The organism is Variovorax nivicola (assembly GCF_051216475.1).
In the GTDB taxonomy this organism is placed as follows: domain Bacteria; phylum Pseudomonadota; class Gammaproteobacteria; order Burkholderiales; family Burkholderiaceae_C; genus Variovorax.
In genome coordinates this window covers 490472-513566 of sequence record NZ_JBPJZK010000003.1, presented here as the reverse complement: position 1 = coordinate 513566, position 23095 = coordinate 490472, and the positions used below count along the sequence as shown (strand labels likewise).

General features: G+C 68.1%; 21 protein-coding genes. 10 read left to right on the top strand and 11 right to left on the bottom strand.

Going from position 1 to position 23095, the window contains the following annotated elements; all coding sequences use genetic code 11:
* The first annotated feature begins 26 nt into the window (after positions 1–26).
* Complete coding sequence (locus ACSFBF_RS15030; RefSeq protein WP_435468231.1) at positions 27–968, top strand: LysR family transcriptional regulator; 942 nt, start codon at positions 27–29, stop codon at positions 966–968.
* A gap of 9 nt (positions 969–977) precedes the next feature.
* Here the strand turns inward: ACSFBF_RS15030 and ACSFBF_RS15025 are convergent, their stop codons facing one another.
* Together ACSFBF_RS15025 and ACSFBF_RS15020 are read right to left on the bottom strand one after the other, a co-directional pair.
* Positions 978–1640, bottom strand: coding sequence for an NAD-dependent epimerase/dehydratase family protein (locus ACSFBF_RS15025; protein ID WP_435468229.1), 663 nt, complete (start codon positions 1638–1640; stop codon positions 978–980).
* A 15-nt stretch (positions 1641–1655) separates the two neighbouring features.
* Positions 1656–2042: a thioredoxin family protein gene (locus tag ACSFBF_RS15020; RefSeq protein WP_435468227.1), complete on the bottom strand. Its 387-nt coding sequence runs from the start codon at positions 2040–2042 to the stop codon at positions 1656–1658.
* Between the two features lie 114 nt (positions 2043–2156).
* On the opposite strand from ACSFBF_RS15020, the gene ACSFBF_RS15015 reads away from it, so the two are divergent.
* The gene (locus ACSFBF_RS15015) at positions 2157–2495 is read left to right on the top strand and encodes an Mpo1-like protein (RefSeq protein WP_435468225.1); all 339 of its coding nucleotides are present in this window, start codon (positions 2157–2159) and stop codon (positions 2493–2495) included.
* A gap of 3 nt (positions 2496–2498) precedes the next feature.
* Here ACSFBF_RS15015 and ACSFBF_RS15010 read toward each other — a convergent pair whose 3' ends face one another.
* Positions 2499–3710 (bottom strand): YihY family inner membrane protein, encoded by a 1212-nt coding sequence (locus ACSFBF_RS15010; protein WP_435468223.1) that lies wholly within the window; start codon positions 3708–3710, stop codon positions 2499–2501.
* On the opposite strand from ACSFBF_RS15010, the gene ACSFBF_RS15005 reads away from it, so the two are divergent.
* Both ACSFBF_RS15005 and ACSFBF_RS15000 read left to right on the top strand, forming a co-directional pair.
* The gene (locus ACSFBF_RS15005) at positions 3709–4182 is read left to right on the top strand and encodes a DUF2069 domain-containing protein (protein ID WP_307614962.1); all 474 of its coding nucleotides are present in this window, start codon (positions 3709–3711) and stop codon (positions 4180–4182) included. The genes ACSFBF_RS15010 and ACSFBF_RS15005 overlap by 2 nt on opposite strands.
* Positions 4179–5612, top strand: a complete 1434-nt coding sequence (locus tag ACSFBF_RS15000) for an FAD-binding oxidoreductase (RefSeq protein ID WP_435468221.1) — start codon at positions 4179–4181, stop codon at positions 5610–5612. Before ACSFBF_RS15005 ends, ACSFBF_RS15000 begins: the two co-directional genes overlap by 4 nt.
* A 15-nt stretch (positions 5613–5627) precedes the next feature.
* On the opposite strand, the gene ACSFBF_RS14995 is transcribed toward ACSFBF_RS15000, so the two are convergent.
* The gene (locus tag ACSFBF_RS14995) at positions 5628–6380 is read right to left on the bottom strand and encodes a siderophore-interacting protein (protein WP_435468219.1); all 753 of its coding nucleotides are present in this window, start codon (positions 6378–6380) and stop codon (positions 5628–5630) included.
* Between the two features lie 304 nt (positions 6381–6684).
* Between ACSFBF_RS14995 and ACSFBF_RS14990 the strand changes: the two genes are divergently transcribed.
* Entirely contained in the window at positions 6685–7302 is a 618-nt protein-coding gene (locus ACSFBF_RS14990; protein WP_093051594.1) for an RNA polymerase sigma factor, read from the top strand.
* Positions 7299–8363, top strand: a complete 1065-nt coding sequence (locus ACSFBF_RS14985) for a FecR family protein (RefSeq protein ID WP_435468217.1) — start codon at positions 7299–7301, stop codon at positions 8361–8363. Before ACSFBF_RS14990 ends, ACSFBF_RS14985 begins: the two co-directional genes overlap by 4 nt.
* 247 nt (positions 8364–8610) lie before the next feature.
* On the opposite strand, the gene ACSFBF_RS14980 is transcribed toward ACSFBF_RS14985, so the two are convergent.
* From ACSFBF_RS14980 to ACSFBF_RS14950, 7 genes are all read right to left on the bottom strand, one after another.
* Positions 8611–8790 carry a hypothetical protein gene (locus tag ACSFBF_RS14980; RefSeq protein ID WP_435468215.1) on the bottom strand — a complete coding sequence of 60 codons (180 nt, stop codon included), beginning with the start codon at positions 8788–8790 and terminating at the stop codon, positions 8611–8613.
* Between the two features lie 176 nt (positions 8791–8966).
* On the bottom strand, positions 8967–10253 hold the full coding sequence (locus ACSFBF_RS14975) for a PepSY-associated TM helix domain-containing protein (protein WP_435468213.1): 1287 nt from the start codon (positions 10251–10253) through the stop codon (positions 8967–8969).
* Positions 10244–11701, bottom strand: coding sequence for an efflux transporter outer membrane subunit (locus tag ACSFBF_RS14970; RefSeq protein ID WP_435468211.1), 1458 nt, complete (start codon positions 11699–11701; stop codon positions 10244–10246). The genes ACSFBF_RS14975 and ACSFBF_RS14970 overlap by 10 nt, the downstream gene beginning before the upstream one ends.
* A complete protein-coding gene (locus tag ACSFBF_RS14965) occupies positions 11698–13710 on the bottom strand; it encodes an ABC transporter permease (RefSeq protein WP_435468209.1) in 2013 nt (670 codons plus the stop codon). The genes ACSFBF_RS14970 and ACSFBF_RS14965 overlap by 4 nt, the downstream gene beginning before the upstream one ends.
* Positions 13707–14870, bottom strand: a complete 1164-nt coding sequence (locus tag ACSFBF_RS14960) for an efflux RND transporter periplasmic adaptor subunit (RefSeq protein WP_435468792.1) — start codon at positions 14868–14870, stop codon at positions 13707–13709. Before ACSFBF_RS14960 ends, ACSFBF_RS14965 begins: the two co-directional genes overlap by 4 nt.
* Positions 14871–14891: 21 nt before the next feature.
* A complete protein-coding gene (locus ACSFBF_RS14955; RefSeq protein WP_435468207.1) occupies positions 14892–15476 on the bottom strand; it encodes a Fur family transcriptional regulator in 585 nt (194 codons plus the stop codon).
* Positions 15473–17164 (bottom strand): cyclic peptide export ABC transporter, encoded by a 1692-nt coding sequence (locus tag ACSFBF_RS14950; RefSeq protein ID WP_435468205.1) that lies wholly within the window; start codon positions 17162–17164, stop codon positions 15473–15475. Before ACSFBF_RS14950 ends, ACSFBF_RS14955 begins: the two co-directional genes overlap by 4 nt.
* A gap of 268 nt (positions 17165–17432) precedes the next feature.
* On the opposite strand from ACSFBF_RS14950, the gene fhuF reads away from it, so the two are divergent.
* The 4 genes from fhuF (at position 17433) to ACSFBF_RS14930 (ending at position 23036) form a co-directional block, all read left to right on the top strand.
* Complete coding sequence (fhuF, locus tag ACSFBF_RS14945) at positions 17433–18197, top strand: siderophore-iron reductase FhuF (protein ID WP_435468203.1); 765 nt, start codon at positions 17433–17435, stop codon at positions 18195–18197.
* A gap of 54 nt (positions 18198–18251) precedes the next feature.
* Positions 18252–19088: a N(5)-hydroxyornithine transformylase PvdF gene (locus ACSFBF_RS14940; RefSeq protein ID WP_435468201.1), complete on the top strand. Its 837-nt coding sequence runs from the start codon at positions 18252–18254 to the stop codon at positions 19086–19088.
* 91 nt (positions 19089–19179) lie between these two features.
* Positions 19180–20481, top strand: a complete 1302-nt coding sequence (locus ACSFBF_RS14935; protein WP_435468199.1) for a lysine N(6)-hydroxylase/L-ornithine N(5)-oxygenase family protein — start codon at positions 19180–19182, stop codon at positions 20479–20481.
* A gap of 167 nt (positions 20482–20648) precedes the next feature.
* The gene (locus tag ACSFBF_RS14930) at positions 20649–23036 is read left to right on the top strand and encodes a TonB-dependent siderophore receptor (protein WP_435468197.1); all 2388 of its coding nucleotides are present in this window, start codon (positions 20649–20651) and stop codon (positions 23034–23036) included.
* Positions 23037–23095: the final 59 nt, after the last annotated feature.

Below are 23095 nucleotides of genomic sequence, written 5' to 3'. Positions count from 1 at the left end.
TGCCTTGAAAGCAATACTCCAACGTCATGACGCTCCCGCTCCTCAGCATCCCGATGCGCCACTTCCTCGAAGTGGCGCGCAGCGGTTCGGTCAACCAGGCGGCGGCGCGGCTGTTCGTGGCGTCGTCGGCGGTGAGCCGGCAAATCGCCAAGCTCGAAGACAGCCTGGGCACGCCGCTGTTCGAGCGGCATGCGCGCGGCATGGCGCTCACGGCCGCCGGCGAACGGCTGGCCGCGCACCTGCGCAATGCGCAGATCGACATCGAGCAGGTGGTCGAGCAGGTGCGCGACCTCGGCGGGCAGCGCGCACGGCGCATCCGCATGGCCTGCACCGAGGGCTTTGCGGGGCATTTCATGCCGCTGGTGATGCGCAGCTTCGAGACGGCGAATCCGGGCTGCCAACTCGAACTGCACGTGGGCTCGCCCGACGGCGTGAGCGCGCTGCTGGCGCGCGGCGAGACCGACATTGCGCTCAAGTACGTGGTCGCGCCCGAGCCCGGCCTGAAGATCGAACACACGGCCACCGCGCCGGTGTACGCGGTGCTGCGCCCCGACCATCCGCTGGCGCGCCAGCGCGTGGTGTCGGTGGCCGACGCGGTGCGCTACCCGCTGGCCGTGGGCGACAGGGGCGTGACCGCGCGCCAGCTGTTCGACCAGGCCTGCAGCCTGCAAGGGCTGCAGTACCACGCGCTGTTCGTGAGCAATTTCTCGTCGGTGCTGCTGCCGTTGCTGCGCACGCCCGACGTGATGCTGTCGGGCCTTCTCACAGTGATGCACCTGATCGACGCGGGCACGGTGGTGGCGCGGCCTTTTGCGGAGGCGCCGCTTCAGCAGCGCCAGTTGCAGGTGCTGGCGCTCGAAGGCCGCACGCTGCCGCCGCTGGCGCAGGACTTCGTGCGGCATCTGGTGAGCGCGATCGCCAGCGCGGGCCGGCGCAAGCTGGGGCGGGCGCGGGCCGCCGCGGCCTGAAGAAGCTCCTCAGCCCAGCGCGTTGATATCCGCCGGATCGAGCACCTTCTTCGGCGCGCCGTTGCGCGCCACGGCCAGCATGGCGCGGCCGATCTTCTCGGTGGTCGTCACCTTGTTCGGCCACAGGCTGTGGGCCAGCCCGAGCACGGGCTTGAGTATGAAGATCCCGGCGTCGTAGAGCGGCGTCTTCGAGCGCACGCCATGCAGCGGCTGGATCATGCCGGGTCGGAACATGTAGGCCGCCTTGAACGGCAGGCGTAGCAGGGCGTTTTCGGTCGCGCCCTTCACACGCGCCCACATGCTGCTGCCACGCTCGCTGCTGTCGGTGCCGGCACCCGTCACGTAGGTGAAGGTCATGGCCGGGTTGAGCCGAGCGAGCACGGTGGCGGCGGCCAGCGTCAGGTCGTAGGTGATGCGCTTGTACTCGGGCTCCTTCATGCCCACCGACGACACGCCGAGGCAGAAGAAGCAGGCATCGAAGCCCTGCAACTGCGCCTCGATGGCGCTGTAGTCGTACATGTCCTTGTGGACCAGGTCGCGCAGCTTGGGATGCTGCTGACCCGTGGCATTGCGGCCGACCGCAACGACGCTCTCGACGTTGGGCGCCAGAAGGCACTCGCGCAGCACGCCCTGCCCCACCATGCCGGTGGCGCCGAAGATCAGGATTTTCATGAGAGGGGCTTCCGGTCAGACCGTGAAAACGGTCGGTTTCTTGTTGAGCACGGCGAGCAGCAGGTCGACGTCGAAACTCGAAGGCTTCGGCGGCTGCAGCGCGGAGAGCATGCGCGACAACGTCTCGGCATGCGGCAGCAGCGGGCCCAGAAAACGCGTGCCGTCGGCGCCCGCGACCAGCAGGGTCGGGAAGGTCTCTACGTCGAAGGCGTCGGCTATGTCGGCGTGGTCTTCGATGTCGACCCAGGCGAAGCGGAACTGCGGGTGCGCGCGCGCCACCTCTTCGAACAGCGGCCTGTAGTCGCGGCAGGTGCCGCACCATTCGGCGCAAAGGCACACGACCCACGGCGCATCGTTGCTGGCCGGCTCGACGGATTCGGGGGTGCTTGGAAGGGCGCTCAAGGCTGATGCGTCAGTGGTGTGATCGGAAGGCCGGGGTGGTGCGGCCGGAAGGTCGTGGCTATTATGGACAAGGCCCTCCCTCACCGGGTTTCAAGGGCACAGGAGACTCGCACGATGAACACCACGACTGCCCCAGGATCTGCCGTCGATCCGCGTCAATTCAAGAGCTTTGCGGCGTTCTATCCCTTCTACCTGACCGAGCACGCCAACCTCACCTGCAGGCGGCTGCACTTCGCGGGCTCGACCATTTCGCTGCTGTGCCTGGTGGCGCTGGTGGTCACGCTCAATCCGCTGTGGCTGCTGGCCGGGCTGGTGGCGGGCTACGGCTTTGCCTGGGTCGGGCACTTCGGGTTCGAGAAGAACAAGCCGGCCTCGTTCAAGCGGCCGCTCTATTCCTTCATGGGCGACTGGGCCATGTACCGCGACATCTGGCTGGGCCGCGTGAAGATCTAGCTCTTAAATCAGGAGCACGTCGCCCAGGCGCAGCGAGCGCAACGGACCTTTCTGCCAGAGGTCTTCGAGCGGCTCTGCCTGCGGCATCAGCAGTTCTTTCAGCAGCGGCTCGATGGGCGTCGAAGGGTCCGCGAGCAGCACATAGCGCGGGTCTTCGTTGGCGGGCTCTTCCGCGAGCGGCGCGATCCAGTCGAGCGCCACCAGCGTTTCGAGCACCGGCGCCAGTTGCAGCGCATCGACCCGCATGCGCGTCACCAGTTCGGTCGCGCCCATGCCCTTGGCCGGCGTGGCCTGCGCGCGGGCCAGGTGCTGCAGCGTTTCCATTGCCAGTTGCAAGGGCCAGCCCGCGGTGCCGCCGCGCCGTGCCACGCCCGTGAGCAGGCTCGGCAGGTAGGCCGCGATGACCGCGCCGAGCAGCACGATCACCCAGGCCACGTAGATCCACACCAGCAGGATCGGCACCGTGGCAAAGGCGCCGTACAGCACCGAATAGGTCGGCACCAGGCTCAGGTAGTAGGCCAGCACGCGCTTGGCAATCTCGATGGCGGCCGCCACGAAGATGCCGCCGGCCCATGCATGCGACCAGCGCACGTTGGTGTTGGGCACGTAGTGGTACAGCGAGGCCATGCCGACCGCGAGCAGCGCGAACTCGAAGGTGTCGAAGAACAGCTTGACCATGCCGCGCCCCACCACGTCGCTGGTGGCTGAGACCACGTACGAAGTGGTCGACAGGCTCACCGCGAGGATGATCGGCCCCAGCGTGATGGCTGCCCAGTAGATGAGCACCCGCTGCGCGAACGGCCGCGGCGAGCGCACGCGCCAGATGTTGTTGAGCGTCTTGTCGATGGTGAGGATCAGCGCAATGGCGGTGATCAGCAGCACGATCAGGCCCGCGATGCCCAGCCCGCTGGCCTTGCTCGCGAACTGGTTCAGGTAGCCCAGCACCTGCCGCGCGATGTTGTCGGGAATCAGGCTCTCGATGAGCCAGCGCTGCAGCCGGCCCTGCATCTTCGCGAACATGGGGAACACGGTGAACAGCGCCAGCGCCACGGTGAAGAACGGCACCATCGCGATGGTGGTGGTGAAGGTCAGGCTGCTGGCCGTGAGGCCGAGCCGGTCTTCGCGAAAGCGCTCGCCCAGCACCGCTGCGGTGTTGCGCCACGGAAAGCGCGAAAGATCCCTCCAGAGTTGCCTGCGATTCATGGCGGCTATCATGCCATCCGCTCTTTTCGTCGCCGCTGGCCGCCTGCCGGGCGCTCTCTTCTCTTCGCCGCCCAACGTGTCCGACACTCCGCTCCCGCCCTCCTCCGTTCGCGCGACCCGCTGGGCCGCCGTGGGCAGCCTCGTCGGCCTCATCGTGCTGGGCCTCGCGTGGGAGCTGTGGCTGGCGCCGCTGCGCCCGGGCGGCTCGCTGCTGGCGCTGAAGGTGCTGCCGCTCGTCATTCCGCTCGCGGGCCTGTGGAAGAACCGCATGTACACCTACCGCTGGGTCAGCCTGATGATCTGGCTCTATTTCACCGAGGGCGTGGTGCGCGCCTGGAGCGACACCAACGGCGTGGGCCAGGTGCTCGCGCTCGTCGAGGTGCTGCTGTGCCTCGTGCTCTTCGCGGCCTGCGCATGGCATGTGCGGCTGCGCCTGCGCCACGCCAAGAACGCTGCCCGCCAACTGGAGGCTTCCGCCCAATGACCACTGCTGCTTCTTCTTCCCTGATCGATCAACTGCGCGCCATCGTCGGCGCGGCGAACGTGCTGAACGAGGGCGACCTCACCGCCTACGAGCAGGACTGGCGCAAGCGCGCGCGCGGCAAGTCGCTGGCCGTGGTGCGGCCCGGCACCACGCAGCAGGTGGCCGACGTGGTCAAGGCCTGCGCGGCGGCCGGCACGGCCATCGTGCCGCAAGGCGGCAACACCGGCCTGGCAGTCGGCTCCACGCCCGACGACAGCGGCACGCAAGTCGTGCTGAGCCTGCAGCGCCTGAACGCGATCCGCACCATCGACGGTGCCAACCTCACGATGACCGTCGAGGCCGGCTGCATCCTTCAAACGCTGCAGGAGACGGCCGAGAAGGCCGGCTTCCTGTTCCCGCTGAGCCTCGCGGCCGAAGGCAGCTGCACCATCGGCGGCAACCTCGCGACCAATGCAGGCGGCACGCAGGTGGTTCGCTACGGCAACACGCGCGAGCTGTGCCTGGGCCTCGAAGTGGTCACGCCGCAGGGCGAGATCTGGGAAGGCACCAGCGGCCTGCGCAAGGACAACACCGGCTACGACCTGCGCGACCTCGTCATCGGCAGCGAAGGCACGCTCGGCATCATCACCGCTGCGACCATGAAGCTCTACCCGCTGCCGGCCGCGCAGCTCACGGCCTGGGCTGCGGTGCCATCGCTCGACCACGCGGTCACGCTGCTGGGCCTGGCGCACAAGCACCTGGGCTCGGGCCTCACGGGCTTCGAGGTGATGGGCAAGTTTGCGTTGAGCCTGGTCGACAAGCACATACCGCAGCTGCGCGTGCCCTTCATCAAAGATGAGGCCGTGCCGTACTGCGTGCTGCTCGAAAACTCCGACAGCGAATCCGAAGACCACGCGCGCGCGCGCTTCGAGGCGCTGCTCGAAACCGCCTTCGAAGACGGCTGCGTGACCGACGCGGTGGTAGCCGAGAACCTCACGCAGGCGCACCAGCTGTGGCATATCCGCGAAAGCATTCCGCTCGCGCAAGCCGAGGAAGGCCTGAACATCAAGCACGACATCTCGATTCCCGTGTCGCGCATTCCGGCCTTCGTGCAAGAAACCGACGCGCTGCTGGCGCGCGAGATCGCCGGCGTGCGGCTGGTGAACTTCGGCCACCTGGGCGACGGCAACCTGCACTACAACGTGCAGGCGCCGGAGAACATCGACACCAAGGCGTTTTTGAAGAACGAAGAAGAGCGCATCAACACGCTGGTGTACGACGCGGTCGAGAAGTTCGGCGGCTCGTTCTCGGCCGAGCATGGCGTGGGCTCGCTCAAAGTCGACAAGCTTGAGAAGCACAAGTCGCCGGTGGCGCTGGAGATGATGCGGGCGATCAAGCGCGGGCTCGATCCGAAGAACATTTTGAACCCGGGCCGCGTGATCCGGGTCTAGCCTGACGGCCCGCGTTCAGTCGAGCCCGGTCTTCCCCGGCGCCCAGTAGGCCTTGGCCTTGATGCGCCGCGCCTCGACGCCCTGCGCCTTGAGCGCCCGACTCATCTGCCGGATCGACGCGGCCTTGCCGGTCAGCACATAGTGCGTGCTGCCGTCCATGGGCGGCACCATCGCGGCCAGCAGTTCGCCGAGGTGCGAGTCGTCGGTGCGACGCTCCATCAGCGCGAGCGGCTGGATGCCCAGCGCATCCAGCACCTGCCGAGATTCGGCGATGGCGTCCACCTCGAACACGGCGCGAACGCCCTGCCCAGGCGCGTCCTTGCCGCACAGCGACGCCGCGAGGCCGAAGGAGGTCTCGTCGCCGAAGAGGATCGTCGACGCCGGCAGCGGCTCGAGTTCCAGCGAGCGGCGCGGCCCGAACACCTGCTGTTCGTCGCCGGGCTGGGTGCGCCGCACCCATTCGCTGCCCGGCCCCTCGCCGTGCGCAAACGCCACGATGCGCATGACTCCGCGCGCGGCATCCCTGCACACAGGGGTGTAGGTGCGCGCCTCGAACCCGCCGCCGACCTTGATCTGGAGCTTCTGGCCAGGCGACCAGCGATGGCCTTCGAAGGCCGCGCCTTCGAGGTCGATGAAGCGGAAGCGCGTCGACAGGCTGGTGGCCGCGATGACGCGCACCGGACGCAGGAACAGGCGGGTGAACGTGCGTTCGATCAGCCCCGGTTGGGGGGCATCGGGCGAAGGCGCCACGAAACGGGAAGAAGACATGAGGATCTCTCTGGAGTGTGAGTGGATGCGGCAACGCCGCGAGAACCTGACAACGTTAGTTTTCAACAGCCAGTGGGCGGGGACGGGGGTCATCCGTGACGCGCCACAGTCATGTCTTCAGCCAACAATTCAGTGATACACTCCAATAAGAATAGTTCTTATTCACCCTTCCCGGGGATTTTCAAAACCAAATGCTTCTGCGGCCAGCTCGCCTCTTCCCATGCGGAAGTCGAGGCGAATCCGTCGGTGCGTTCTGGCGAATGGCCCCGGGGTCCATCGTCGATGCTTGCGAGAAGGCGGCCGGATGCGCGACCTCGTTCAGGAACTGGTAGCTCACTACGCGGACTTGCGCCGGCAGCTCACTCGCGACCTGAGAGATCCGCACTACGCGGCCGACATCGCGCAGTCCAGCTTCGAGCGGGTCTATGCGGCATCGCTCAAGACGCGCGGCGGCAACCGCGGCGATGCACTGCCCGATCTGCAGGACGCCGCCTATTCCATCGAATCGCCCCGCGCCCTGCTGTTTCGCGTGGCGCGCAACCTGTGCGTCGACGATGCACGCCGGCGCAAGGTCGCGCAGGAATGGGTCAGCACGCATGCGGGCATCGGCACGCACCAGACGGCCCAGTCCAGCGAATACGTCGTGGCCCAGCAACGGGTGCTGGCGCGGGTGGTCGAAACCATGGAGCAACTGCCGCCGCGCCGGCGCGAGGTGTTCCTGTTGTTCCGCGCCTACGGCCACACGCGCGCTGAAATTGCGCAGCGGCTGAACATCACCGAGATGGCTGTGGCCAAGCACCTGCTGCGCGCCACCATCGATTGCTCGCGCGTGTTCGCCGAGTTGCGCTCGGAGCTGATCGAGCCGCAGGTCGTGCTGAGCCGGCCAGGCTTCGACGCGGCATTGGCCGAAGACTTCTCGTGAACGGCGGCAGCATGGCGGCAAGCGCTCCTCCGCGCGAACGGCTGATCGAGCGCGCGCTCGCGCTGATCGTCGAAGGAGAGATCGCACCCGGCGAGGCCGCAGGCCGCGCCCGCGCGTTGCTCAACCAGTGGCGCGGCAAATCGGCGGAACATGCAGCGGCCGTGCAGGAGGCACGCGAGCGCTGGGACGCACTCGGCGGCATGGCAAACGACTTGCGCGCGCACTTCGACGAACCCGAAGCCGCGCTGATGGCCAACGCGGCTGCCGCTGCTGCCGCATCGACGCACCGGCAGCAGCGCCGCAAGATGCTGCTTTCGGTTGCCGCCTTGCTGGGCACCGGCCTTGTCGCGGGCCGGGGCGTGCAGTGGTACTGGCAGCAACCCGTGTTCCGCGCAGCCTACGAAACCCGTACCGCGCAGATGCTGAAGGTGACGCTGACCGACGGCCGCAGCGGCGCGCCCGGCAGCCAGCTCGACCTGGCACCGCAGAGCGCGATCGACGTGGCGCTCTATCGCCAGCACCGCGCCGTCGACATGGCGCACGGGGAAGTGCGCTTCGAGGTGGCGCGCGATGCAGACCGCCCCTTCAGGGTCCGCACGCGCAGCGCCACCATCGAAGTGGTCGGCACCGCGTTCACCGTGCGCGACCGTGGCGGCCCGATCACCGTGGGCGTGGAGCATGGCCATGTGCGCGTGCACGTCTCGCCCCGCAACGAATCGGCCGGCACGGGGGAGGAAGCGATCGACCTGCGCGTGGGCGACCTGCTTGAAATCGACGACGACCGGGCCGCCGCAGTGCGGCAAACCGACACGGCAGCCCTGTCCGCGTGGCGCAATGGCTGGCTGGTCTTCGAGAACACGCCGCTCGGCGACGCCCTGGCCGCGGTCAACAGCTACCGCGCGCGGCCCATCGTCAGCACGAACCCGCGCATCGATGCGATGCGGCTGTCGGGCCGTTTCCGCACCAACGATTCCGACGGCCTCGTGGCCGCCCTGCCGACGATCCTGCCTCTGGCCGCCGAACCGCAGCCGGACGGCAGCGTGACCCTGCGAACGCGCTGAGTCCTTCGCCGCTTCAGGCCGTGTCAGGCGCCGCGCACGTTCCCCACGGGGTGGCCGGACTGCACAAGGCCCCACTCCGCCAGCGCGATGTCGAGCGCGCGCAGGTGCCGTGGGTCTTTCCCAAGCCACCGGGCCAGTTCCTCCGTGTTCTGCAAAGTCGGCGAGGCGTGCATGCAAGCGAAAAGCGACGCCGCGGTGCGAACGCATTCGTCGGGCACGAGGCAGTGCGCGGCCAACCCGGCGCGCCTCATTCGAGCCCGCCCGTGGGCGGATGAAGATTCCTGCGGCGGCTGACGACCAGAGCGGCACCCGCCAGCGCCCAGAGGCGCAGGGCGCGGTCGAATGCGGGCGGATGCGCCTGGTCTTCCCGCAGCCAGTGCGTCAGCTTCAACGCGCCCGTGCGGCATGGATTCTCTCGGAGGTCCATGTAGAGACGCCATGCGGTCTCTTCGGCGGACGGCGCCTCCGGATGGTTTTGCGGGGCCACTGCTACTCCAGGCGCTGTGTTGTTGATTCAGGGGGATGACCGTCGAGGCCGATGCACACCGGGAAATGCCGGCGCGCGGGCGTCTAGAGAAAAAGACGATCCACGCCCCCGGATGTTCAGCCAGGTGTTCCCGCACCCGCCACGGGCGGCGACACGAGAGGCGCCATGGGCTGCTGCTGCCGGGACTTCATGTACGCCTTGCGCTTGCGCAGCCAGATCACGACGCCGGTCACGCTGAGCATGGCCACCACCAGGCCCATGACGGAAATCAGAATGCGCCCCGGCAGCCCCAGGATGCGGCCCGAGTGCAATGGGAACTGGGCCTGCACGAAGATGTCGGCCGCCGTGCCCTTCCAGGGTTCTCTGACGCCGAGAAAGCGTCCGTCCAGGCCGTCGACGTACAGCATCCGGTGCCCCACGCCGCCTGCGCCGTGCTCGTCTTCCGGCGTATAGAACTGCACGGCGTAGATGCCGAAAAGCTCGGCATAGAAGAGCGAACCCACGGGCTCCTCCCAGCCGCGGCGTTGCGCCTCCTGCGTTGCCTTGCCGAGCACTTCCGCATAGCCGAGCCGGGGAATCACGGGCTTTTCCTCGGGGGTGGGCTGGCGTTGCGTGAACGGCGTGGGCGTCACGTCCGACACCAGCGACATCGCCGGAAAGAACACCTCGCGGTACAGGTTCAGCGAGAAGGCGGTGAAGGCCATGATGAACAGCAACGCCCACGTCCACAGGCTGCCGGCGCGATGCAAGTCGAAGTTCAGCTTGTATGTGCCACCGCCCCAGCGGATCTTCCACGCGGGCTTCCAGCGCTGCCACCACCCTCGGGCCCCATCGGCCGCAGACTTCTTTGGCCGACGCATGGGCAGCGTAAGGTAGAAGCCGGTGAAGCAGTCGATGGTCCAGACGAGCGCGATCGCGCCCATCAGCCATACGCCCCAGCGGTCGATGCCCCAGAACTTGGGCAGATGCAGGCTGTAGTGCAGCACGTAGAGAAAGGAGACGAAGTTCTCCTTGCCGATCGGCCAGACCGCGCCCCATTCGCGCCGGCCGAGTTCCTCGCCCGAAGCCGGATCGATGAAGACCTGGTTGAAGCCGGGCTTGAAGAGCTGGCCCGTGGCGGGATCGACACGCGCCTGAACGCCGAACGACAGCGAATGACCCGGCTCGGCCGCCATCGGCAGCGACGACACCTGCACCTGCGGATGCCGCGCCTCGATCTGCCGTGCGAGCTCCAGCGACGGCAATGCCGGCCCCGTAGCGCGGGCATCGGTGAGATGCGGATTGAGCCATTCGTCGATTTCGTGGTCCCACGAAATCACCGCGCCCGTCACGCCGGCAACGAAAAGAAAAGCGGCCATCAGGAGGCCGGCCCAGCGATGCAGGGCCACGAGCATCAAACGCATTCGGTATGTCCTTCGTCGGCTGCTGCGGCGGGCGCGACATCCGCGCACCGGGCCTGCTGCCATCCGCCACCCATCGCACGGTAAAGCGAGACCCGTGCCTGCAAGCGCGCCATGCGCAACTGGACCGCCAGGTCCTGCGCCACATACAGGGTGCGCTGCGTGTCGAGCAAGGTCAGCAGTGTCTCGGCGCCCGCACGGTAGCGGGCTTCGGACAATTCTGCCGCGCGGCGCGCCTCTGCCAATTCGGTACCTTGCGCCGTTGCCTGCGCATCGATGGCCGACACGCCGTTCAGCGCAGTCTCCGCATCCGCGAACGCACCGACGATCGCGCCCCGGTAGGCGGCTAGCAGTTCTTCGCGCCTCGCCTCGGCCAGGCGTTGGCCGCCCGCCAGGCGCCCTCCGTCGAAGACCGGCGCGGCCAGCCCGGCAGCCAGGCTGTAGAGCGGGTTGTCGAAGAGCCTGCCGAAGCGGCTCTCTCCGGTACTTACCTTGGCACTCAGGGACACGGTAGGCAGCAGCGCGGCGCGCGCCGCCAGCACGTTGGCATCGGCTGCAGCCAGATGCGCCTCCGCGCGTGCGATGTCCGGGCGCCGCACCAGCAATGCAGAAGGCGCGCCCGCGCCGACTACGGGAACCTGAAGCGCATCGAGTCGCGGCCCCCGCAGTTCGAACGCCGGTACCGTTGTGCCCAGCAGCAACGCCAGCGCGGTCTCGGCGTCGCCCGCCTGCTGATGCAGCGCCGCGAGCGCGCGTTGCTGCGCGGCCACCAGACCGCGCTGCTGTGCAAGATCCAGCGGCGACACCGCGCCGGCGCGGCTGCGGGACTCCACCAGCGCCAGCACGCGGCGCGCGTTGTCGAGGTTGCGCGCTGCAATTTCGGTGCGCTCGCGCAGGGCCAGCGCCAGCAGCCAGGTGGCGGCGGCATCGGCTGTCACGGTGAGCCGCACCGTGTCGCGGTCGAAGGCACTCGCGCGCCAGCCTTGCAGCGCTTCGTCGCGCAGCGCGGCGTCGCGGCCCCACAGGTCGAGTTCATAACTGGCGGCAAAACCTGCCGCATAGGTGCTGCCGGCAACCGTGGCGTTGCCGCCCAGGCGGGCCTCGCGGCTGGCGCCGAGAGTGGCCGTGACCTGTGGCCGCAGCGCTGCGCCGGCGATGCGCGCCCGTACATCGGCCTGCCGCACCCGCGCGACAGCAGCCGCGAGATCGTTGCTTTGCGATTGCGCACGCGCAATCAGTGCATCGAGTTCCGTGCTGCCGAAACTGCGCCACCACTGCGCCTCGACCGGGGCCGTGTCGGCGCGTGCCTGCGCATGACGCCATGCAGAGGGAAGCTCCACCGCGCGCTCTGCGCGATCGCCCTGCAGCGCGCAGCCCGACGACAGCGCCGCGCACAACAAGGCCGCCCACCAACCGCCGCATCCAGAGCGCGTTCGCAGCAACACCGTCATTCCCCCGCCAGCGCCACCACAGGGTCCAGCCGCGCAGCGTTGCGCGCCGGCATGAACCCGAAGATCACGCCCGTCAGCACCGCGCAGCCGAACGCACCCACGCTCGCCGCCAGCGAGAACAGCACCGGCACGCCGGCCAGCATCAGCCCCACGACAATGCCCAGCCCGGCGACAACGCCCACGGTGCCGCCCACCGACGTCACAAGCACCGCCTCGGTCATGAACTGCCGAAGGATGTCTCGCTGGCGCGCGCCCGTCGCCACGCGAATGCCGATTTCGCGCGTGCGCTCGCGCACCGTCATGAGCATCACGTTCATCACGCCGATGCCGCCCACGATCAGCGACACGATGGCGATCAGCCCCAGCATCAGCGTCATTGCGCGCGCGGTTTCGGTCTGCACGCGCAGCGCCTCGACGCGGTTCCATATCAGCACGTGGCGCCCGGCCTGCTGCCGTTCGAGCTGCGCCTCGATGGCGGCGGCCGTTTCCTGCGCCTTGTCGATATCGCGCACCTGCACCGCAAGCCACGTCGGGTGAGGATGGCCGTACACGCGCGTGGCCGCGGAAGACAGCGGCACCACCACCCGGTCGTCCTGGTCCTCGCCGTTGGTGGCGCCCTTCGAAGCCAGCACGCCGACGACCTGGAACGGCACCTTGTCCACCAGGATGTCCTGTCCGACGGGGTCCTGCCCGTCGGCGAACAGGCGCTTGCGCACCGTCTCGCCGATCACCGCGACCTTGGCAATGCGCCGTTCGTCCTCGGCGTCGAACATCACTCCCCAACTCACGCCCCAGCCGAGCACTCGCGAGAAATCGACCGTGGCGCCGCCGCCCTCGGTGAGGTGGTCGATATTGCCTCGGCGCACGACCACCCTGTCCTCGATGTAGGGCGCGACGCCTTCGACATTGGGCAGCTCGCGGATGGCCAGCGCGTCGTCCAGCGTGAGCGGCGCGCTCGGGTTGCGCAGGCTGGCGAGCTGCACGGAAACGAACATGGTGCGGGTGCCGAAGGTCTCGAACTGCGCCATCACCTTCCGCTGCGAGCCGCCGCCGACCGCCAGCATCACGATGACCGAGGCCACGCCGATCACGATGCCCAGCAGCGTGAGCCCGGTGCGGAACCGGTTGCTCCACATCACGCGCCATGCGGCCCGTGTCGCCTCGCGAATGTCGGCAGGCAACGAGGCGCCGCCAGTGACCGATGGACGACTGAAGACCGGGGCCGGTACGGCAGCGATTGCCGCCGCGCCTTCGTCGGTGTGCTCACCCGAGTCCGCCACGATGCGCCCGTCTCGAATCTCGATGATCCGCCGTGCCTGCGCGGCCACCGAGCGGTCGTGCGTGATGAGGATGATGGTGTGGCCCGCATCCGCCAGTTCGTGCAGCAGCGCCATCACTTCGGCGCCGCTCTTGCTGTCGAGCGCGCCGGTGGGCTCGTCGGCCAGGATGATGCGCCCGCCATTCATCAGCGCACGCGCGATTGCCACGCGCTGCTGCTGCCCGCCCGAAAGCTGGTGCGGGCGATGGTCGAGCCGCGCGCCCATGTCCAGCCGTTCGAGCAGCGCGGTGGCACGCGCACGCCGCTCGGCCTCCGGCATGCCGGCATAGAGCGCGGGAATTTCCGTGTTCTCGCGCGCCGACTCGCTGGGCACCAGGTGGTAGCCCTGGAACACGAAACCGAAGGCCTCGCGGCGCAGCCAGGCGAGCGCGTCGGCATCGAAGCTGGCCACGTTCTGGCCGTCGAACAGGTAGCGTCCGGCGCTTGGCCGATCGAGGCAACCCAGGATGTGCATCAGCGTGGACTTGCCAGAGCCCGAAGCCCCGACGACGGCCACGAACTCACCCGCGTACAGGCGCAACGAGATGCCATGCAGCACGGTTGTTGCCGGGCTGCCCGCTCCGGCTTCCTTGCCGGCCCGGCCACCGCGCCCGCCGTACGACTTGCGAATGTCCTGCAGCTCGATCAGCGGCCGCGGCGCATCGCCGGGCGCATGCGCCGCTGCTGTCATGGCTTTGGAGCCTTGGCGGCGATGACGATGCGGTCTCCGGCCTGCGCGCCTTCCAGCACCTGCGCAGCGAGCCGGTTGCGCACCCCGACGCGCAGTTGCCGGACCTCGACCTTGCCGTCAGGGCGAAGCACGCGCGCCGTAAAGCGGTCGCTGCTGCCGGCCACCGGCACCAGCGCGGCGAGCGGCACCGAAAGCGCGTCTTTCTCGGCGTATTCGACGAAGGCGACCTTGGCCGTCATCTGCGGCATGAGCTCGCCGTCGGCGTTGTCGACATCGAACAGCGCTGTGTAGACCACCACCTTGCTCGCCGCGCTGGAAGGCTTGGCGCTGCTGTCGCTGCCCGTCTTGCTCTCGGGCACCGGCGGCGCGGGCAGCAGCTGCCGCACGTGGCCCTGCCAACGGCGCTGGCTCTCGCCGAGCGTGGTGAAGTAGACCGGCATGCCGGTCTTGATGCGCCGCACGTCGGCCTCTGAAACCTCCGACCACACCGTCATCGAAGACAGGTCTGCAACGCGCAGCACATTGGGTGTCTGGTAGGTCGCGTTCAGCGTCTGGCCCTCGCGCGCCTCCACCGACACGACGGTGCCGGCCATCGGCGCGTAGATGCTGGTGTAGCCGAGGCGGGCCTCGTCGGCCTTCAGCGTCGCCTGGGTCTGTGCGATCTGCGCCTCGAGCTGCCTTACGCGCGCGCCGGCCGACGCCAGCGCGGCTTGCGCGGCCTGCACGTCCTCGTCCCGCGTGGCGCCGTCGGCCGCCATCTGGCGTTGCCTCGCATGCTGCTGCTGCGCCAGCACATGCTGGGCCTGCTGGTCGTCGCGCTGTGCGCGCAGCCCGGCCAGCGAGGCACGCCCCGCATCGACCGTGGCCCGCTGCACGCTGGGATCGATCTCCACCAGCAACTGTCCCCGCTTGACGACGTCGCCTGGCTGCACGTGCAGCCGAAGGATCTGCCCGGAGACCTGCGCGCCCACGTCCACGTAGTGCCGCGGCTGCAGCACCCCGAGTGCCGAGACGCTGGACTCGATGGTGCCGCGCGCGACCGGCACGGAGTCGACGTCCATCGGCTCGCCTCTTCCCCAGAGCAACCCCGCGCCGGCCGCCGCGCAAACGAACACGAGCACCGCGGCGACCGCACGGCGACGCCAGGCGCCTTGACGCACATCACTCACGCCGGCTCCTCGTCAAGCGGCAAGGCGCTGTGCACGCGGGCGAGCCCGGAAACCCACGAGCGGCAGCATCCTGCCGTGCTCGCGCGACGACTGGTCCTCGCCCGGCGATTCCCCCGTGGACCGGTGCTGGCAGGACGAACAGGAGCCGTGGATCTGCACGTCGAAGGTGCCCGCCAGCGGCAGGCCCTTGCTCTGGGCCACGCGCATCAGCGCCTCGTGAAGCTCGCGGTCCTGCACCTCGGTGAACGTGCCGCATCCGTTGCAGCGCATGCGCACGCTCAAGGCGTCGGCATTCGCACCGGGCGCGGCGTAGCGGAACACCGCCAGCGCACCGCCGCGGCTGCGCGCCCATTCGCGCTCGATGAGCCCCGAATGTTCGAACTCCTTGAGGATGCGGTAGACCGTGGTCAGGCTGGCCGAGGTGCCGCGCAGCAGCATGCGGCGAAAGACTTCTTCACCGCGCTGCCATTCGCTGCCCGCGTCTGCCAGCGTCTGGAGCACGCACAGCCGGACCACGGACGGCCGGATTCGCGCCGCCCGCAGCTGCGACATGAACACCGGCCGCTGCGTATCGTTGGTTTGCGGGCCGTCGTTCATGCAGCAAGACTCTCCAGGTGGGCGCGGGGCCGGTCGTCCGCGATGCGGCCGGCGCGCATGGTGATGACACGGTCGGCCAGGTGGAAGTAGCGGTCGTCGTGCGAGATCACGACCAGCAGGTGCCCCTTGGCACGCAGCTCGGGCAACAGCTCGGTATAGAACAGGTGGCGGAAGGTCGGGTCCTGGTCGGCGGCCCATTCGTCGAACACCAGCACCGGGCGCCCCTCGAGGTAGGCGTGCACCAGCGCCAGCCGCTTGCGCTGGCCGGTCGACAGGTCCGTGGTGGTGAACGCACCGTTCTTCAGGCTCACCTTGTGTGCGATTTCCAGGCGCTCCAGGTAGGGCAAGGCGCGCTGCGGCAGCACCTGCATGCTGGCCTCGCCCTGCTCTTCGTCCGGGCCGGCTGCGAGGTCCTCGAACAGGTAGAAGTCGGAAAACACAGTGGTGAAGAGCTGGCGGTAGTCGTCGCGGCGCTCGGGGCCCACCGGGGTGCCGTCGATTGCCACCTCGCCTTGGTGCGGCGCGTAAAGGCCGAGCAACAGCTTGATGAGCGTGGTCTTGCCGGAGCCGTTGTCGCCCACCACGAAAACCATCTCTCCGCGGCGAAGCCGCAGGTCGATCGGCCCGAGCGCAAAGGCCTCGCCGCCCTCGGGCGCATCGAAGGCATAGCGCACGCCGCGCAACGCGATCTCATGCTCGAACTTCAGCTCGCTGCCGGCATGGCCGACGTGCAGGTGCGGCTCCGGCGTGGCGAATCGCGCCGACAGGTCGGCAATGCGCCGGAATGCGACCCTGGCCCGCCCCACGGCAGGCAAGGCACCAGCGATCTGGTCCATCGGCCCCTTGAGGAACAGCAGCACCAGCACGAAGCCGCTGAGCACCGCGGGCTCGGTCGGGCGGAACGAGGCCCAGCCCAGGATCAGCGCGATCAGCAGGAAGAACAGGCCCGAGCCGAATGCGGCGGCAATGACGAAGGTGTTGATCGCGCGCCCGTTGACCGTGCGGATGTTGTCGACGATGCGCTCGATCTGGCCGCCGAACATACGCTGGCGGCGCACGCGGTGCATGCGCAGCTCCTTGGCGCCCTCGCTGATCGCGCGATAGGCCTTGTGCAGTTGATCCTCGTGCTCGCGCGCCTTCCAGAAACCGCTCACACCGCGGAACTGCGCCATGGCCTGCACCGTTGCGCCGATCGCCAGCGCCACCAGCAGCACACCAAACAGCGGCAGCGACAGGTAGGCCAGGTAGGCCAGGCAGCCGAGCGCCGTGACGCAGGCAATCAGCGTCGCGGCCAGCGCAAACGCCACGTCGCTGACCATGTCCACGTCCTGCGACAGCACCGGCATCAGCCGATGGGTGCGGTAGCGCTCCAGCGCATCGATGGGCGCCGAGAGAATCTTCTGCGCCAGGCTCTTGCGGACCTGCGCGACCACCCGCTGACCGACGAAGTTGGTCGAAACATCGGACACCATGCGCCCGAACAGCGCCACCGCGCACAGCCCGATGAACGTCAGCAGCAGGCTGCCGGACAGACCGCCCTGCCGGTTGAGCACCTGGTTGATGGTGCTCAGCAGCGCGACCGTGGCCGCGCCCGCGCCAATGCCCGTGACCGCCGACAGCAGGATCCACGGCAGGAACGGCTTGAGCAGGCGTGCGAACTCGCCGTCGGGAGCGGGGGCAGTTGTCATGCAAGAACTCTTTCCGCCCTTGGGCGACTGGGGTCCGGCGGCATGGGCAAGCCCTGCCGCCGGACGCGAAACGGATGGATGCACCCCTGCCGCGCCAGCTGGGCCACAGGGCTGCGGGCGGCAACGAGCCGCCTGTACCCCACTTGACGGGTGGCCCGCGCAAATGTTCACGCCGCGCGGCATGAACACCTGCGCGGCCCATCCGTCCTAGCTTCATGCCCCCTGCAAACCGCCGCACCGCCGGCGCCCCCTCTTTCGCGACGACGCCATGATCGCCATGCTGGAACCCCTGTTCCAGGGCGACCTGGCGCGGCACGGCGAGGCGCTGCAGTGCGCGCCGCAGCCGCCCGCGGGCGCGCTGCGCGTTGCCGACCTGGTGCACTCGCCCGAACTGCTGGGCCGTGTGCTGCGTCTGCATGCGTCGCACCTGGGGATCGAAGGCAAGGACCTGCGCGCAGTGGCTTCAGCCTGGAGCCTGGACTACCTCGGCATGCTGCTGCCGCCGGTCGCGGCCGCCGCCAGCGTGCTGCAGCATGGATTTCCCGTTGCCGCCGACCAGATCTGGGTGCGCCTCGGCCCGCACGCCCACCCACTGAGCTTCCACATCCGAGAGCTGGGCCAGCCGCAACGCGGCGCGACCACCGAGGAACGCTACTCGGCGCTGCTGCGGCAGCACCTGGAGCCGCTGTTCTCGGCGCTGTGCCGCCTGACGGGCATCGCCGCCAAGATCCTCTGGGGCAACGCTGCGCGCAACCTCGAACCGGTGCTCGACCAGGCGCTTGCGTTGACTGGCGGGTCGCCGCCGATCGCCGGCGACAGGCAGCAGTTGCTGCACAACCCCGCCTGGCCCGCCTGCAGCCCATCCGCCGAGGCGGCGTGGAGCAACCCCCTGCCCGGCCGGCAACGCGAAATCCGCGTGCGCCTCGAGGGCCGCGAGCGGACCGTGAAGCTGCACCGCCAGTGCTGCCTCTTCCATCTGTTGCCACGCGAAGGCTACTGCGGTGCTTGCCCGCTGTCGCCGGCGCACCGCTGACAACGCCATCACGTCATCACTTCTTCCTTCCATCCACCCATCGAGCGCATATCCATGTCCAAGGCAAAACTCGTCTACATCATGTCCCTGAGGAATGCGGCGGCCGACAAGGCCGGCCAGTACATCGACTACAAGGGCGGGCAGCGCTACATGAAGTCCCCGCTGGAATACCTGGCCGAGGCACTCGAGCGCACGCCGCTGGGCGATGCCTACTCGCTGGAGGCCGTGCTCTTCGACGACGACGAGGGCTCGCCGCGTGACCTCCAGGCGCTGCAGGACTACGGCTTCGGCTTCGATCCGGCCCGCCAATGGATCTACCCGGGCGATCTGCAGGTGCAGGGCCGCCGGGCCAACGACATCTTCCACAACGTGCCCTCGACCTACCGGCGGCTGCCTCTGGACGCGGCCGCCGAGCGCGCAGCCGGAAAGAAGGAGTTCGAGCAGCGCCTGCTCGAGCGGCTCACCGCGCTGGAGGCCGACCTCGTCGTGCTCGACGGCCTGCTGGTGATCCTCGACCAGCTGGCGCGCCCCGAAAGCCCCTTCTTCCGCCGGATCGTGAACATCCATCCGGGCATCACGCGCCTGGAGTCGCCCTTCGAGCGCCGCGGCGCCTGGGCCACGCTCGACGCGCTGTACGGCGCCAAGGGCCAGCGGGTGGTCGACTGGCGCACGCGCGAGACGGTCGCGATCGAGCCGGTGCTGAAGACCGGCGCCTCCTTCCACTACGTGGACACCGGCATCGATTCGGGCGAAGTCATCTTCGACGTGCTGGGCACCGACATCGACCCCACCGACACCATCCTCGAGCTGCGCTGGAACAACTTCAACCGCAGCCTTTTTCCCACGCTCCACCAGGGCCTGGCCCTGATGGCCGAGACCGTGGAAGCGTGAACATCCCGCGCCGCCGAGCGTCTTCTTACACACGGCCCAGGGCGGGCTGCCGCATGCGGCGCGCCACCCTCCACCACAGGAGTTGATTTCAATGCCACACGTCCATGATCTGGTCGGGATCGGGTTCGGCCCGTCCAACATCGCCCTGGCCATCGCCCTCGACGAAAAACGCCATGCCGGCCGCCCGCTCGATGCGCTGTTCATCGAGAAGCAGCTGAGCTTCGCCTGGCACCCGCACATGCTGCTGGACCACGCGCACATGCAGATCTCCTTCCTGAAGGACCTGGCGACGCTGCGCAACCCGACCAGCCGCTTCACCTTCATCAACTACCTGCACGAAAAAGGCCGGCTGACCGACTTCGCCAACCTGAAGAGCTTCTTCCCCAGTCGCCACGAGTTCAACGACTACCTCTCGTGGGCCGCCGAGCAGTTCGAAGACGCTTGCGCCTACGGCGAGGAGGTCTTCGAGGTGCTGCCCGAAGAAAAGGGCGGCGAGGTGGCCCTGCTGCGCGTGCGCTCGCGCAACCATGCGGGCAAGCTGGTCGAGCGGCTCACGCGCAACCTCGTGGTCAGCATCGGTGGCATGGCGAACATCCCCGAGGGCTTTCGCACACTCCGGAACGACCCGCGCGTCTTCCATTCGAGCAGCTATCTGCAGGACATCGCACAGCTGCCGGACGCCCGCCGCATCGCCGTGGTGGGCGCGGGGCAGAGCGCGGCCGAGATCTTCATGGACCTGCAGGGCCGGCCCGGCGCGCCGCAGGTCGACCTCGTCACGCGCGCCCGCTCGATCCGCCCGGCCGACGACAGCCCCTTCGTGAACGAGATCTTCAACGCCGAGTTCACCGACTACACCTTCAGCCGCTCCGACGAGGAGCGCGCCGCGCTGCTCGACGAGTTCTGGCACACCAACTATGCGGTGGCCGACCTGGAGCTGATCCAGCAGATCTACAAAGCCTTCTACCAACAGCGAGTGACTGGCGGCAACCGCCTGCGCTTCCTGCGCCGGCACGACATCCGCAACGTCACGGCCGACGACCAGGGCGTGCACCTTGCGCTGTGGGACCAGAACGCCCTGCGCGAGCACACCGTGCGCTACGACGCCGTGGTGCTCGCCACCGGCTATGTACGGGAGCACCACAAGGCTCTGCTCGCACCGCTGGCAGGCTACCTCGGCAGCTACGAGGTCGACCGGCACTACCGCGTCCTGGCCACGCCCGACTTCCATCCGGCCATCTACCTGCAGGGCGCCTGCGAGGATTCGCATGGCCTGAGCGACACCCTGCTGTCCGTCACCTCGGTCAGAACCGGTGAAATCGGCAGCGCCCTGCTGGCCACGCCGGCCGGCGCGGCAGTGCACCTCCGGCCGGAACCCGAGGCCGTCCAGACCTGAAATTCCGACGCCGGACCCCGGCGTACTAAAGAATTGTGAAGGGGGAGTGTCTCTGTTTGATGAGTTCGAACGTCTTACTCATAGATGCGCCAGAGACCGGAAGTTGGGCCGGCATCCGCACCTGAATGTGAATGCGTCGTAATTCAAAAAACTGGAGTTGTTCTTTTATGCGTCCCCTGCCTCGTCAACATCTGCTGAATGCCGCGCTTGCCGCGGCGTTCGGTTCCGTTCTCACCGTCTGGGCCCCCCTGGCTTCAGCGCAAGCGCAGGCTTCCGGCCAGGCCGTGGCGCAGGTGTTCGACGTGAAAGTGCCGTCGCAGGCGCTCGGCGCAGCGCTCAACGAGCTCTCGCGCCAGACCAGCGTGCCGGTGTTTGCTGCCGGCGAGGTGGTTGCGGGCACGAACTCGCGCGCCGTGCAAGGCAAGCTCACGATCGACCAGGCCCTGGGCCAGATGCTCGCCGGCACCTCGCTCGAAGCGACGCGCGCCGCCAACGGCAGCTTCACAATCCGCCGCACCGCCGACCTTCCCGGCTCCCAGGGCACTCTGCCCGCGGTGCAGGTGGTGGCCAACGCCGACGAATCGCCCACCGGCCCGGTCACCGGCTACGTGGCCCGCCGCAGCAGCACGGCCACCAAGACCGACACGCCGGTGCTCGAAGTGCCGCAGTCGATCTCCATCATCGGCCGCAATGAAATGGAGGCGCGCGGCGCGCAGGACGTCATGGAGGCCATTCGCTACACGCCTGGCGTCACAACGAACACGTACGGCCCCGACAACCGCGGCTGGGAATACATCCTGCTGCGGGGCTTCAGCACTTCCGCCAACGGCGTCTATCGGGACGGGCTCGCCCAGCCGGCGTTCGGCCCCACCTACTACCTGAGCGAACCGTATGGGCTGGAGCGCGTGGAGGTATTGCGCGGCCCGTCGTCGATGGTGTTCGGCCAGGGCGACGCGGGCGGCATCGTCAACCGCGTGAGCAAGCAGCCGACCGGCGAGCAGATCCGCGAAATCGAACTCCAGTACGGCAGCTTTCAGCGCAAGCAACTGGCGTTCGACCTCGGCGACAAGATCGGCAACACCGACCTGAGCTATCGCGTCGTCGGCGTAGGCCTCGACAGCAACGACCAGGACAGATACCCCGACGGCCACAAGCTGAACCACACGCGCACCTACATCGCGCCTTCCGTGCGCTGGCAGCCCAATGCAACGACCTCGTTGACCGTCTTTGCGGAGTACCTCAAGAACAACACGGCTGAAGACCCGTACTACCTCACCCAGGACTACGTTCTCTACCCCGTGAAGGTGGGCGACTACAGCTTCGGCCAGCTCAAGCAGAAACAGGCCGCCATCGGCTACCGCTTCGAAACGGCCCTGAACGACACCTGGACCCTTCGCCAGAACTTCCGCTACAGCAGGATTGACTTGAACAGGCGAGCGGTCTGGGCCGGCTCGCTCGGCGATGACCTGCACACGCTCTCCCGCGTTGCCAGAAGCTGGAACGACCCCGTGAACCTGGCGACGCTCGACACCAACGTGCAGGGCAAGCTGCAATACGGCTCCGTCCAGCACACGGTGCTGCTCGGTTTCGACTACACCGACCAGAACGGCAAGCAGCGGCGTTTCCGCGGCGCGGCACCAGACCTCGACGTGCTCGCACCCGTCTACGGCCAGGCCGTGGCGACCCCCACCATCCCGGTGACCGATCTGTCGCAGTCGACGCGCCAGATCGGCATATACGCCCAGGACCAGATCAAGTTCGGCGACAAATGGGTCCTCACCGTCGGTGGCCGCCAGGATCAGGTACGCCAGAGCACCAGCAACTACCTGAGCGAGACCTTCACCCGGAAATCGGACAGTGCGTTCAGCGGCCGGGCAGGCCTCACCTACCTGCTCGGCAACGGCTGGGCGCCCTACATGAGCTACACCACGTCCTTCCTGCCCAACAGCGGCGTCGACGCGAACAACCAGCCCTTCGATCCCAGCCGCGGCAAGCAGGTCGAGGTCGGCGTCAAGTTCCAGCCCGAAGGCACGCGCACCCTGTTCACCGCCGCGGCTTTCGACCTGCGCAAGACCAACGTGGTCACCTACGACCCGGCGACCTCCGAGGGGCGCCAGATCGGCAAGCAGCGCTCACGCGGCATCGAGCTGGAGGCCAAGGGCGAACTCGCACCCGGCCTGAACATCGCTGCGGCCTACACCTGGCTGGACATGAAGGTGCTCGCCAGCGCCGATCCGGATGAAATCGGCAAGATCCCGCCGCTCGTGCCCAAGCAGTCCGCCTCGGTGTGGCTCGACTACACCCTGGGCAACGGCCTGGGCTTCGGCGGCGGCGTGCGCTACATCGGCAAACGCCAGAACGACGAGCACAACACCACGTTCGAACGCGGCGTGACGCTCTTCGATGCGGCCGTGCACTACGAAACCGGTCCGTGGCGCTTCGCGCTCAACGTCTCCAACCTGGCGAACAAGAAGTACAACTCGATCTGCTACCACGGCGAGTGCTACCAGGGCACCCTCCGCGCGGCGACCCTGACCGCCCGGTACAAGTTCTGATCTACCTTGCCCCTACCTTGCCCCCCGCGTGAATGCGGGGGGCAAGGCCCCATCCATCA